12 protein-coding genes are annotated in these 13,156 nt (G+C 61.6%); 2 read left to right on the top strand and 10 right to left on the bottom strand.

Features of this window, described 5'->3' with window-relative positions:
• Window positions 1-57 precede the first annotated feature (57 nt).
• The 7 genes from AC3EA7_RS19570 to AC3EA7_RS19540 form a co-directional block, all read right to left on the bottom strand.
• A complete protein-coding gene (locus AC3EA7_RS19570; RefSeq protein WP_488615755.1) occupies window positions 58-540 on the bottom strand; it encodes a (2Fe-2S)-binding protein in 483 nt (160 codons plus the stop codon).
• A 58-nt stretch (window positions 541-598) separates the two neighbouring features.
• Window positions 599-1,303, bottom strand: coding sequence for an SRPBCC family protein (locus tag AC3EA7_RS19565; RefSeq protein WP_488615754.1), 705 nt, complete (start codon window positions 1,301-1,303; stop codon window positions 599-601).
• A gap of 174 nt (window positions 1,304-1,477) precedes the next feature.
• Window positions 1,478-3,007, bottom strand: a complete 1,530-nt coding sequence (locus AC3EA7_RS19560) for an HD domain-containing phosphohydrolase (RefSeq protein ID WP_488615753.1) — start codon at window positions 3,005-3,007, stop codon at window positions 1,478-1,480.
• A 248-nt stretch (window positions 3,008-3,255) separates the two neighbouring features.
• Window positions 3,256-3,675 (bottom strand): response regulator, encoded by a 420-nt coding sequence (locus AC3EA7_RS19555; RefSeq protein ID WP_488615752.1) that lies wholly within the window; start codon window positions 3,673-3,675, stop codon window positions 3,256-3,258.
• A gap of 219 nt (window positions 3,676-3,894) precedes the next feature.
• A complete protein-coding gene (locus AC3EA7_RS19550; RefSeq protein ID WP_488615751.1) occupies window positions 3,895-4,761 on the bottom strand; it encodes a PHP domain-containing protein in 867 nt (288 codons plus the stop codon).
• Window positions 4,758-5,891: a patatin-like phospholipase family protein gene (locus tag AC3EA7_RS19545; RefSeq protein ID WP_488615750.1), complete on the bottom strand. Its 1,134-nt coding sequence runs from the start codon at window positions 5,889-5,891 to the stop codon at window positions 4,758-4,760. The genes AC3EA7_RS19550 and AC3EA7_RS19545 overlap by 4 nt, the downstream gene beginning before the upstream one ends.
• 67 nt (window positions 5,892-5,958) lie before the next feature.
• Window positions 5,959-8,112, bottom strand: a complete 2,154-nt coding sequence (locus tag AC3EA7_RS19540) for a glycosyltransferase family 39 protein (RefSeq protein WP_488615749.1) — start codon at window positions 8,110-8,112, stop codon at window positions 5,959-5,961.
• Between the two features lie 292 nt (window positions 8,113-8,404).
• Here AC3EA7_RS19540 and AC3EA7_RS19535 point away from each other — a divergent pair, with 292 nt between their 5' ends.
• Window positions 8,405-8,854 (top strand): hypothetical protein, encoded by a 450-nt coding sequence (locus AC3EA7_RS19535; RefSeq protein WP_488615748.1) that lies wholly within the window; start codon window positions 8,405-8,407, stop codon window positions 8,852-8,854.
• 373 nt (window positions 8,855-9,227) lie between these two features.
• Here AC3EA7_RS19535 and AC3EA7_RS19530 read toward each other — a convergent pair whose 3' ends face one another.
• Complete coding sequence (locus tag AC3EA7_RS19530; protein WP_488615747.1) at window positions 9,228-9,893, bottom strand: HAD family hydrolase; 666 nt, start codon at window positions 9,891-9,893, stop codon at window positions 9,228-9,230.
• Between the two features lie 50 nt (window positions 9,894-9,943).
• Between AC3EA7_RS19530 and AC3EA7_RS19525 the strand changes: the two genes are divergently transcribed.
• Window positions 9,944-10,723 carry a class I SAM-dependent methyltransferase gene (locus tag AC3EA7_RS19525; RefSeq protein ID WP_488615746.1) on the top strand — a complete coding sequence of 260 codons (780 nt, stop codon included), beginning with the start codon at window positions 9,944-9,946 and terminating at the stop codon, window positions 10,721-10,723.
• A gap of 825 nt (window positions 10,724-11,548) precedes the next feature.
• Here AC3EA7_RS19525 and AC3EA7_RS19520 read toward each other — a convergent pair.
• Together AC3EA7_RS19520 and AC3EA7_RS19515 are read right to left on the bottom strand one after the other, a co-directional pair.
• Window positions 11,549-12,163: a WD40 repeat domain-containing protein gene (locus AC3EA7_RS19520; protein WP_488615745.1), complete on the bottom strand. Its 615-nt coding sequence runs from the start codon at window positions 12,161-12,163 to the stop codon at window positions 11,549-11,551.
• A gap of 306 nt (window positions 12,164-12,469) precedes the next feature.
• Entirely contained in the window at window positions 12,470-12,847 is a 378-nt protein-coding gene (locus AC3EA7_RS19515; protein ID WP_488615744.1) for a hypothetical protein, read from the bottom strand.
• Window positions 12,848-13,156 lie beyond the last annotated feature (309 nt).

Raw genomic sequence — 13,156 nt, 5'->3', positions numbered from 1 at the left:
GGAGAAAACCAGAAGTCAAGCAACAGGTGCGGTTGTTCCAGCCAGGCAGAGCGACTCTTATGCCGTCACCTCTTCGCCGCGCATCTTTGCAGCGGCGTACTGTACAGCGCGCACAATGTTGTGATAGCCGGTGCAGCGACAGAGGTTCCCTTCCAGCCCGTGACGCACCTCTTCATCGGTCGGGTTCGGATTTTGCTGCAGCAGGTCGTAGGCAGCCATGATCATGCCCGGCGTGCAGTAGCCGCACTGCAAGCCGTGGCGCTCCCAGAACCCTTCCTGAAGCGGATGCAGGCGCCCATTCTGCGCCAGACCTTCGATGGTTAGCACATTCGCGCCATCAGCCTGCACTGCCAGCATCGTACACGACTTAACGCTGACACCGTCGACCAGCACCACGCATGCGCCACACTGGCTGGTATCGCAGCCGATATGCGTGCCGGTGAGGTTCAGGTGCTCGCGCAGGTAGTGAACGAGCAACGTGCGCGGCTCGACGTGGCTGGTATACGACTTGCCGTTGACCGTAACCGTGATCGTTGCCACTGTTGACACCTCCTCATTGAGCAGCGGATACCTCTAGACTACGGAAGCGGGGGATATGCTAGCGTTCCCGGCGGCTGCGCGACCGACCGAGAATGTAGCCGATCAGGAAGGCGACGATAATCCAGGGCGCCCAGGGGCGCTCAGCGATGAAATCGTTGACAATGCCGAAGATAACCGACTCAGGACGCAACTGTTCTTCAGGGGGCACCACCACCGTCCGCCGTTCAGGTGTAGGGGGCGCTGCGGCGGCGGGCGCTTCAACACCCGCCGCAGCGGGCGCTTCGACAGCGGGAGGAGGCGCGCCAGCGGCGATCGGAGCGGCGACGCGGGTTGCCACTTGCTCGGCGAGCGCCTTGAGCGACTGATTGATCAACTGGCGCGATGCGCCTTCGATCAGGCGCTGACCGACGCTTGCCAGCGTTCCGCCGACCTGCGCCTCGCCGCCGTACATGAGCAGCGTCTTACCGTCCTGGCTCACCAGATCAACCGTGCCGACGCCATCAACCACGCCGTTGGCGCTTTTCCCGCTGGCAATCAGTTTATAATGGTTGGGCGGGTCAATATCTTCAATGCGAATGCGCCCGTTGTAGACGCCGCGGATCGCCTGGATGCCGATCTTGATCGTTCCTTCGTATTCGTTGTCGCCTACTTGCTCGAGGCGTTCACACCCTGGAACGACACGCGCCAATACCTCGATATCGTTCAGCGCTTCCCACACGATGTCACGCGGCGCGTCGATCGTGTAACTGCCGGAAATCTTCACTGAACCGATCCTTTCGTTGCACCAGGAGACTTCGGAGCCTGGCAGACCAGCGGGACACAGAAACGCGATGCAGACAGAATCAGGCATATGCGGAGAGCGACCAACAGCGCCTGACCATGAAACTGCTGCACTCGTTCTTTATGGTACCGACAGGCGTGATGTTTGTCAAGCGCATCAGAACGGCGGCAACACGATCTGAGGAATGTGCACCGTTGCCCGTTCGAGTGACATCTGTGCGACGCGCGGATGCGGCAGGCGCAACAGGCGCGCCTCGGCGTGCAACAGATCGATGAAGCGGTCGATCAGGTCGGCATCCCACTGCGTCGCGCGCCCGCACCGCAGTTCGGCAATCGCCTCGTCCTGGCTCATCGCGCGGCGGTAGGCGCGATCCGAGGTCATGGTATCGTATGCATCGGCGATGGCCATAATCCGGGCTTCGAGTGGTATCTGATCGCCGGACAGTCCATCGGGATAGCCAGCGCCATCAATCCGTTCGTGGTGATGGCGAATGATCGGCAGCACGGCGCGCAGCGCCTTGATGCCGCGCACGATCTCGACGCCAACCACTGCATGTGCGCGCATAATCTCCATCTCTTCGAGCGACAGGCGCGCCGGTTTCAGCAGAATTGCGTCTGGCACGCCGATCTTGCCGATATCGTGGAGCAACCCGCCGTAGCGCAGCGCCTCGATGCGGTCACGTTCCAGACCAACGACCTCGCCAAGGCGCACGGCGTAGCGCATCACCTGCAACGAATGCCCGGCAGTATACGGATCGCGCGCGTCGATCGAGGCTGCCAGTGCAGCGATGGTTTCGAGATTCTGTTGTTTCAGTTGACGGTAGAGGCGGCTGTTGTCGAGTGAAGCGGCAATTTGTGATGCACAGATCGCCAGGAGGGTGCGGTCGTCGCCGTCGAATGCAGGTTGATCGGGGGCGCGGCTCAGGTTAAGAATGCCAACCGGCTGATCATTACTGCGCAAGACAAGCCGCACAACGTGGGAAGGGTCAACCGCTTCGGGATTATCGACCAGTCGCGCATGCCCTTCAAAGAGCGCCTCGCAACAGACCCCCTGCCGGATCGGCACGCGAGCGCCGACCGCAGTGCGCGGCGATGCTCCCCGATGGGCGAGCAATTCGAGTTCTTTATCGTCGGGATGCACCAGCGACAGCGAAAGTGCCGCCGGTGAGAAGCGTCGCCAGAGTAATTCAACAATTTCGCGCACGGCGGTTTCGGTATCGAGCGTACTGGTGAACGTCTGACTGATCTCATACAGGGCGACGACTTCAGAGAGGCGTTGCCGCTCCTGGCGCACCCGCCGCCATTCGGCTGCGCGACGAACGGTTCGTTCGAGTTCATCGACGCTGAACGGCTTCGTCAGGTAATCGAACGCGCCCAATTTCAGCGCCTCTCGTGCGGTTTCGACCGTCGCATACGCCGTAAACATAATCGTGTCAATATCCGGGTAATGGTTGCGCATTTCCCGCAGCAGCGCCATGCCGCCCATCTCGGGCATTTGCAGATCGGTGAGCACCAGATCGAACTGATGGGTCTGAAGGATATCTAAGGCTTCCCGTCCGTTGAACGCCGTCCTGACTGTATACCCTTTCATCTGCAACAAGCGTGTGCAAAAACTGCTGACCATTGGATCGTCTTCGACGATCAGCACACATACGGGGTCAGTGCTGGTTGAAACAGAGCGGCTCATGAACGCCTCGCTTCATTATGTTTTGCTCAATCGCGGTCAGTCATACAAGATGTTCAAAGGCTCAGTCCACGTGGAGCAGTAGTGTATGAACAACCGCGCTCTGGTATCAGTAAACCGTCATGCATTACAGCGCGCGGTCATTTCCGTTACGTACCATAGTACCAGTTTCGAGACACATCTGGCAACAAACGCAAAAACCGCGCCGATCAAGCGCGGTTGGTCTTCCGGTGGGAGGGGTGCAGAGCCAATTATGGTGCGAGAGGGCGCTGACGGTTCTGGAAGTAGGTATGAACCCGTCGTTCGAGTTCTTCGAAGTCGAACGGTTTTGCAAGATAATCGTTGGCGCCGAGGCGCATAGCCTGCTTTTGCGTATCGGGCGTGCCGAATGCCGTGATGAGAATAACGTAGATGTCGCCAAAATCCTTTCGGATGGCCCGGATGAGGTCCAGCCCGTCCATGCGCGGCATATTCATGTCGGTGATCACCATGTCGCAATGGTGGCGTTGTAACACTTCGACTGCCGCCACGCCGTCTTCGGCTTCCAGGACGAGGTAACCGCCGTTTGACAACAGAAACTTGTAGAGACGCCGGGTGGCCGCGTCATCTTCAACAATCAAGACCGTATCACTGTTGTGGCCGTTGTGTGATCGTTCTGCTGTCTGAGACATATGAACGCCTCCACTATCCTTTGCAAACCACGGAGTGACCAGCCATCACCTCGCCATCGGCGGATTTGGGTAGCGTAACTTTGCCTGGGAGTCGCTTGAGAACTCGCGGCTTTTCAGCGGCTGTGCTCTGTTATAGATAAAAACGCCGGAACAGCCGGTAACGATACTGCTATTCTAGCATACTTTTACAGTTGCTCAGCAACGCTGAAACTATCGTAATCACTTCGTAATCCTGCCTGCCCCCAGCCTCTCCAGGAAATCCTGGCACCATGCCACGGGCCAATGCGCCAGTGGTTGGTCTGGATGGTGCGAGTCGGATCCGCCTGTGATCAGCAATGCGTGCCGTTGCGCCAGGCGCCGATACATTGTCACCTGATCGGGACGGTGGGTCGGGTAATAGACTTCGATGCCATCCAGCCCCGCTGCCGCCATCGCAGCAATATCCTCCGCAGTCGCCGGTATGGCGTACACCCCTTTCGAGCGACCGGGGTGCGCCAGCACTGCCACGCCGCCTGCGTCATGCGCAACGGCGATGATTTCATCGACGGCGGGAGGGCGATAAGCGCCGGGTAATTGGGTCAGGATATAGCGCATTCCTGCACTTTCGTCAGTATCGTCGGGACTGCGATCAGGCAGGTCGTTCGACCTGCCGAGCGCCGTTCCGATGTCAGCGACGTTTGGCGGATGGTTCAGGGCATCAATGCCAACCAGACGAAACCCTGCATCTGTCAGGAAATGGCGCAGCGCCTCAGCATCGGCCCGATTGCGCTCTTCCACCGAGCGGCAGAGCGCCTGCAATTGAGGCGCGTCGGGGTCGGCGCCGTACACGAGCACATGCCAGAGTTTGAATGGTAACAGGTCATCGGAACGACCAGCGGGAAACCCGCTGTCGATCTCGACGCCGGAAATCACCCGCACGCCATGGCGCGCGCCAGCTTTCTGTGCTGCACACACGCCAGCAGTGGTGTTGTGGTCGGCGACGGCGATCACGCGCAGACCGGCGCGCGCTGCTGCGTCCGCCAGCGTCTCCGGCGTCCACGTCGCGTGATGGGGTGTGGCGTTGGTGTGGATGTGAAGGTCGATCATGGCTGGTCCAGCAGATGATCGAGCAGACGCCGGTCGAATGCGCGCAGGGCGTCATTGCGCCCCATCTCGAACAACGTCTGATGGTTGCGTTCTTCGTAGTCGATGATCCACTCCAGTGGCATCAGTTGTTGTGGCGCAATGACCAGCGGTTCGGCAATGATGCGCGGAATGCTTCCCTCCATCCGCAGTTCGGCGTTGCCGGTCTGTTGGGCAGCGCGCTCCAGTTTGTTCGCCGCCTCTGCCAGCCGATTGTAGGAGCGCAGCATTTTGATGGCGGTGCGATAGGATGCCAGCAACGCCCAATCGAGCGTCAGCGACAATGCCTGCACCAGGTCTTGCGGAACCTCCTGCAATTGCCGGCGCATTGATTCGGGATCAACGTCCCATGGCGTCATCATGACGACCACGATATCGACATCTTCTCCGGCTGCAAGGTCGATCACCGGACCCAGCGGCGTATTTGCCAGCACCGCGCCATCCCAGTATTTGCGACCGTCGATCGCCGTCCATGGATAGACGGTTGGAATGCTCGATGACGCCATCAAATGATCGATGGTGATCGTGTCGGCCGGATGGTCGCGCAGCGGTCGGTTGCAGAAGACGCGCAGGTCGCCGGATTGCAGGTCGGTGGCGGTCAGCAGCAGTGCGGGCGCATCCGGCGAGTTGATCCGATCAAAGTTCATCCAGCGGCTGAGAGTATGATGCCAGGGGGTGGTATCGAGCAGGCTGCGAAACGGTCGGCTGCGAAAGACGTTGTTGATGCGCTTGAGCAGTCCCTCGGCGCTCATCGTGCGCTCGTCCGGCGGCAGCGCCGCCGGCGCACCGCCATGCGCCTCCGATGTCAGGACGCTGTGCATCAAAAAGCGAACCAGGGGACGACTGATGGCGGGCAGATCGCTCGACAGACGATGGACATCCTCGGTGTGCATGTCGAGCCAGCGCGCCTTGAGGTCGGCGACAGTGAGTCCCGACGCCAGCGCTGCGGCGTTGATGGCGCCGATTGATGTTCCGGCAAGAATGTCGGGTCCTTTGCCATCCTGCATCCAGCCACGTTCGACCAGCGCTTCGATCACCCCGACATGATAGGCGCCGCGACCGCCGCCCCCTGAGAGCACCAGCGCCTTTTTCATCGTTTCTCGACTCCTTTGTGTCTATGATCGCTCAACCCGTGTTCCAGCAGCGTGTCCCCCTGCTTTATTATGGCAGGGTTATCGTCGTCAGCCGCAGCGCGTGTGGTCCGGCGCGCGCCGGATTCGCCGTGCTGCCGCTGCTGATGGGCAGTCGTTCACCACTGTTCGCATCGTACAGTCCGATTACGATCTCATACGTTCCGGCGGGAAGACCGGCGGATAATGGCAGCGGCAGCGGCACAGCCACCTGCTGCCCGGCCAGCCACGCGCTGGTTGGCAGGCCGCCAACGCCGGCCGGCGGTACATCGATGCCGGCGACACGCCGCCCCTGGGCGTCGATCATCTGAAGAAACACCATGTAATCGCGCGTCGGAGATACGAGCGCTCCCCAGGATGGCGTCACCGTTACATGGTCGTGCGCCGCTTCGACGGTGAATCCGTGCAGCGCGATGCTATCGCCAAAACGCGCATGGACCGCCTGATCATACGGACGCGGCAACTGGTAGATGTTCGCGTATTCGATCCCATGGATGGTGATCGTGTGGATCGGCGTCATCGCTTCGAACTGCCGGTAAATCTCAGGATGCGCGCCCCGTTGCACCGACTCCAGGTACACAACGGCGTAATTGACCGGCAATGTTCCCAGGTCGGTAATGTCCCGGACATCGACGGGCACGAACGGTTGCAGGGTTGGTCTCAATGCCGAAATCACCGGTCCATATCCAATATCGGGTCGAGCGCTCAGCCATGCGCCCGCCTGATCCATTCCTTCGCCCCATCCGATGAGAAACATCCGCTGTGCGACGGGACCGCCCCCCAGGAGGGGATTGTAATAACTCAGGTAGTACGGGTGATACCAGACAACCTGACCGACCTCGGCGATGCCGAGCGTTAGCATCGCTGCCAGCGGAATGCGTGCCAACCATGCGCCGCTGCGTGGCATGATCATGGCGCGGCGAGCAAGCCACCCCTGCGCCGCGACGTATCCGCGCGCGATCCCGGTGGCAGCCAGAACGAGCAGCGCGGGCCAGATCGGCAGCACATACCGGTCGAACTTCTTCGCCCCCGGGGTCATCGCCAGAGTCCAGAATGCGGCAAAAGCCATCAGGACGACAAGAATGCGGTATCGGCTATCGAACGGCGTATCGCCTCGTTTTCGGAAACGCCAGGCATCGAAGATGGCGAAGGCGCCGAACATCAACAACCCGAGCAGCATTGCCGGCGTTGTGCGAAACAGACTTGCGACAGGATAGAACCAGACGCCGGGATCGCCGACCGCCTGGCCATTGAAGAACTGCCCATCGCCATTGGGTCGTCCGCCGTTGAAGATAATCTCATCGGCATATGCCTGGATTGCTGCGCCCGGCGCCGCCCACAGCGCAGGCCATCCCACGAATGCAACACCGAGCGCGATTGCCAGCCATGCACCGTACCGCACAACGGCGTACCGCAGGCGATGGGCAAGGCCTGATGCACTCCACAGCATGGCGCTTTCATGCCGGGAAGACGGTGCATCGGTTGGTACGAGCGCAAAAAGGAGCATGCCGCTAAATGGCAGGAAAATGAGCGCCGGACCCTTCGTCAGCAACGCCAGTCCGGTCAGCGCCCCGGAACCGAGCAACGTCGCCCATCCGCCCTCGCCCGCCTGCTGTTGTCTCCAGGATACGAGCAGCAAGAGCAGGCTCAGCGTGATCAGACCGGTCAGAAGCGCATCGAGATGCAGCACACGACCATGGGCGATCAAATAGGGTGACATTGCCCACAAAAATGATGCGATCAGCGCGACCAGCGGATCGACAAGGCGACGCAGCAAGAGCCATGCAGTCACACCGAAGATCGCCTGCAGGATCACGCCCGGCAGCCGAAGCCAGGCGAGATGCTCGACCATCGTCGTTGCGCCAATCCAGCCTATTTCGCGCGCGGCGCGCTCGAGCATCAGCCCGATGCGCCCCAGCCAGAACATGGTGATGCCGGGATGCCCGACATAGATGGTATCCGCCCAGCGACCATGGGAGAGCGCCGCGTCGAATCGTTCGGTGAAGCGGATCCAGTGGTACGCCTCATCGGTTGTGAGAAAATCGGCAAGCCCGAACGCGCGCGGCGCGAGCATCAGCGCGCCAAGTATCAGCGCCATGCTGAGCGTTCTGCCGGTCGCCAGCGCCATATCATGCGCCGGAAATACGCTCGCGCCGCGCGCGGCGTTTTGTTCGATCCTCTGCATTTCTGCATCCTGCCACGCCAGTGTTCAGCCATGATTGTAGCAGAGATACGCGCCGGTCAGATCTACGACAGATCTGCGTAAGTACTGTTCCACATCAGGACTCATGGCGCGTTGCTTCTATTGGTTGTCAAACGGTATAATCACTTATAATGGAAATGACAATCTATTCATTCAATAACGACGTTCATCTTTGTTTATGCGATAACGGCTTTCATCTATGGATGTTGAGCATCCCCGGAACGATGCTGGAGAGTCCACGTCGAGTCCATCCAATCAAAGCAGGAGCATCATAATGCTAGAGTCATCTCCTCCGCTGTCGGTCGTGCTGATCCAAGCACAGTCGTCGTCGCCTGACATGCACAAAAGCAGTCATCGTCGTGCGGCGCTCCAGGCGATCATGCGTCAGCTCAGCAAGTCGCTGACCGTGCTTGCCAGCGCCGCCGATATGATGGTGCAGGGGCAAACCGACGGCGTTGCATCGCAGTCGTTCCTTATCTGGCTGCAACCGAATGCGCGTCAGGCAGAAGACGCATTGCGGCGCCTGCGCGAATATCGTCTGACCGGATCGGCGGCAGCGACAGAACTCATTCAGTGTCTCACAGTGCTGGTGCTGGCAGCCGATATGATCGTCCAGGGGCAGCTCCGAGGCGACGCTTCGATTGAGACGTATGATCTCCTCCGCCGTAACGCTGATCGGGCGATCAAGAGCCTGGAAGATCTGAAGAAAGAAGTGCTGTTGTAAGAGTCTGTCCAAAAGATCGCCACGTGACATGCGGTTGGGTAGGCGAAGGCATCGCCGTACCCTGGAGCGGGAGCGTGGTCGCGTCGGTCGGGGCGGGTGTGAGACCCGCCCTTACGATGGGCGGCGGGAGGTCGGGGCGGGTGTGAGACCCGCCCTTACGGTGGATGGGCAGGGGCGCGAAGAACGGAGCGTAGCGCAGCTTTTGTGCGAGAGTAGTTCTGAAGCCTCGTCTCATGAGGTGCAGTTGGGTGGGCGAAGGCGCTGCCTTCGTTCCCCGATTGACTTTTTCAGACGCGCCTGGAGATGCCGTTCCGATTGCCGCGCCTCATGCGCCTTCGCGTTCTTCGTGTCAACCGTTGCGAAAAATGCTGTTTCAGGGGAAGGGAAACAGCGGAGGCATCACCCGGAGCAGCTCGTCATAATCGGTAACAATCAGGTCGGGCGCAGCGGGGCGCAGTTCGTCGGCGGCGTGGGTGGTGGCCAGCGCAATGCAGCGCATGCCGGCGGCGCGGGCGGCGGCAATGCCGGCGTGCGAGTCCTCAAAGACGATGCAGCGTTCGGCGGGTTGCCCGAGACGCCGCGCGGCTTCGAGGAAGATGTCGGGCGCGGGCTTGCCGCGCGGCACTTCTTCGCCGAGGGTAATGGCCGCAAAACGGTTCGCAATGCCAAGCGCGTCGAGGGTTGGGGCAACATTGTCTCTGGGGGCGGATGTTGCCAGTCCAATGCGCACCTGCCGTTGTTCGAGCAGATCGAGGAAACGCAGCAGACCGGGCAGTGGCGTGACGCCTGCCAGCAGACTGCGGTAGATCTCACCAGCTTCGGCGCTGTAGCGCGCTATTTCTTCCAGCGTCAGTGCGCGCCCGAAGAGCGCCGGAAAGATATCACTCTGCCGCATGCCGATCAGTCGAGCGGCTTCGGCAGGCGGCGGCGGGCGTAAGCCGTGTCGCTCGATGAATACGCGAAATGCCCGATAGTAGAGCGGCATGTTATTGAGCAGGGTGCCATCCATGTCGAAGATGGCGGCAGTGAACTCGCTCATTGATGGTATACTCCTTGCGCCAGCAGGTTCTGACAGAAATCAATCCTGTGATGTTGACCCGGATACGTGTTGCGCTCCAATCGCGCGACGCTCTACGCCGCACTGTTGATTTTTTGATCGCCGCGATCCTGTTTCGATTGCCCCCATCGCTGCGGTCGGCGCTGTTTCGCGGCGAGCGCCATGAATGTCCGCTGTGCGGCGCACACCTCTCAGGCTTTCTTGTGCTGCACCGGCCATTCTTTCGCTGGTGTCCAGTCTGTCGCTCGTTGCAACGTCACCGCGTTAGCTGGCTGTTCATCAGGCAGCATATCCTGTCGGTGCACCCTATCCGGCGGATGCTCCACATCGCGCCCGAAGAGGCGCTCAGGCAGGCATTTCAACGTTTGCCAGACATCGAATATGTGTCGATGGACCTTTACGCTGCCGATGTGCTGGTGCGCGCAGATGTCGGTTGGTTGCCATTTGCTTCTCATGCGTTCGACTTTATCTATTGTAGCCATGTTCTCGAGCATATTCCCGATGATCGCGCTGCGATGCGGGAATTGCAACGAGTGCTGCGCCCTGGCGGCGTGGCGCTGGTGCTCGTTCCGGTGTGGGGTAAGCCGACATTTGAAGACCCGGGCGTGACCGATCCGGTCGAGCGGGAGCGTTTGTTCGGTCAGTTTGATCATGTGCGCTGGTATGGGTTCGACATCGTTGATCGTCTGACGGACTCAGGCTTTGCTGTTCAGGTGATACGCGCCGGTGATGTGGCGGATGTTCGAGCGATCAATCGTTTCGGTCTCGATCAGGCGGATGTGCTCTTTGGCTGCACAAAGCCGGCGAGATGACGGCATCGAGTCTGCGCATACGATGATTCCGTCGGTCGACGTATCGGCGCGCGCCCTCTGGCATGCGCGCTGCGCCCGGCGGCTGAAGCTGCAGGCTACAGGTGCGACGCCTGCCTGCGCAGGCTATCCCGGATTCATAAGCCCTCGCGGAGGACGCGGTTCGACCGTGCTCACCGCACGCGAAAGCCCCGCCGGGGCTGCGGATGCCACCAATGCACAGCCATGCGTCCACGACTGACAACGCATGTCGTAGATCGTTACGCCTTGCGAACCGGGTGCGCGAATATCTTGTCTGACTGACCGCAAGTTAGTAGAAGAACCTGGATCGCTTATAGGGCATTCCTTTCGGGCGTGGCCCGACCACACCCGAACGCCTGTATCAAGCCATTGTGTGTCGCTGTGACACATCCACTCTTCGCACTTCCCTTTCTCACGCAAACAGGGTGTGTTGCAGGGACACACCCGGTACAGCGCCTACGCTATCGGGTGTGTCGTTGCGCCCCATCCATTGCCGCTCCTGCTGACGGTCAGGACCGCGCCATCAATTCTCGCTGCATCACCCCATTGTCCGGCAGCAGGCGGCGTTCGCCCTGTTGTGGTCAAACAAACGATGCTGCTCGGATGTTGGCGCCCTGCTGTTCAAACGCGACAGCGCCGTTCGTGCCGCTGCGCGACCACGGGCGCGCTTCGTGGCGCCTGTCGTCGCACAGCAGCGGTCCGACCAATCGTGTCCATGACCGAATCGATTCAGGTGATGGGCAGTCAAGGATCCGGCCGTCGTACCGGCGGTGCGCCCGCACGTGTGGACGGAGCGCCGTCCCTCGCTCACCGCCGCACCCCCCACAGCCGCACCGTCCCGTCTACCGCCACCGACGCGAGGGTCGCGCCGTTGGGTGCGAAGGCCACACTCGTCACGCTATCGGTATGCCCCTCGAGGGTGTGCAGCAGCGTTCCGTCTGCCACCTGCCACAGCCGCACCGTCCCGTCGCCTGACCCCGAGGCGAGGGTCGCGCCGTCAGGCGCGAAGACCGCGCTCGTCGCTCCGGCGGACATGGACATACCCGCAGGCGGGGTTGTCTCAACGATAACACCGTCAGGCCCGATGATCCTCATCACGTTACCGGTATGCCCCGCAAGGGTGCGCAGCGGCGTCCCGTCCGCCGTCCGCCACAGCTGCACCGCTCCCTCCGATCTGGCTGCGAGGGTCGTGCCGTCGGGCGCGAAGACCACGCTCGTCCAAATGGCATGCCCCGCAAGGGTGCGCAACAGCGTTCCGTCCGCCGTCCGCCACAGCCGCACCGTCCCGTCCGCCGATCCCGAGGCGAGGGTCGCGCCGTCGGGCGCGAAGGCCACGCTCGTCACCGGCTGGTCGGTCGGCAGGAAGCGCACCTCGTCGAAGGTCGCCGTATTGTAGAGGCACACCCCTATTGTCGTCCCCACTGCGAGGGCGGACCCGTCCGGCGCGTAGGCGATGGCCTGCACCCGGCCTTTGCCCCAGCGTGCCAGGAGCGTCACGCGGTCGGCCGTTTGGGGCGAGATGACTGCGACCGGCGGCGGCACGGGCGTCCCGGAGAGTGTCGGGGCGTCAGCCGACGAGGCCGGGATCGCCTGACACGCCTGGCCGAGCCACGCGCCTACGAGGAGGGCGATAAAGAGCAGGAGGGTGCGCTCCCGGCGTCGAACGGTCGGCGCGCGCAAGGGCGCCGTTGGCAGCAGGGGAAGAAGCGCAAGCCAGGCGCGCCCCTGCTATGGTTGGCGCTCCTCCGTCAGGTCCGGCTTCGCCATCACTGCCGCCGCGACCGACCGGCTCATCTGCGGCGACGGTCCGGCACGCCGCTGCGCCGCCGCCTCGCCGGAGACGGCGGTCGCGGCGTTCCCCCGTCCCTCATCCTGCTCTGGCGGCGCACAGTCAGGGGTTCCAATGCGCGTATGCGATCCAACTGCCTTGTGCTGGACACACTCCGATGGGACGTCCTCGATGACAACCGAGCGATTCAGACGGGCGTCTTTCCCTGGATGTGTGATGCCGACACCGCCCTGACCGAGCGCCGTAGCGACGACTTGACCGCTGCCGTAGAAGCAGGCGCCAGACGGAAGGATGGGAGCGACGGAGGCGCTGCGCACCGTCGGCGCCAGGCGGTGTCGGGTGCACCGACAGTGCCGCAGGTCGGATCATACTTCATAGACTTCCTCCATTGGGTATGCTAGAGCCATCCAAGAACAAGCGTACACGGCGCGCGCCCGCCGTATGTGGCAAGCGCGACGCCCCTACGTCGCCGACGGACTGCCTGCAGGCGGTGCGCCGGGGCGGGTTGCGCAGGACGGATGAACGGCGGCGTGTTGACGGTCGGTCACCAGTTGGGGCATACACCGATCGGCGGCTGTTCGTCCGACCGGACTTGTACACAGATCGCCTTCCTGTCGCCAGACGGT

The sequence above is a fragment of the Roseiflexus sp. genome (genome assembly GCF_057785375.1).
The sequence above is the reverse complement of the archived record's forward strand: the minus strand, read 5'-3'. Positions and strand labels throughout refer to the sequence as shown.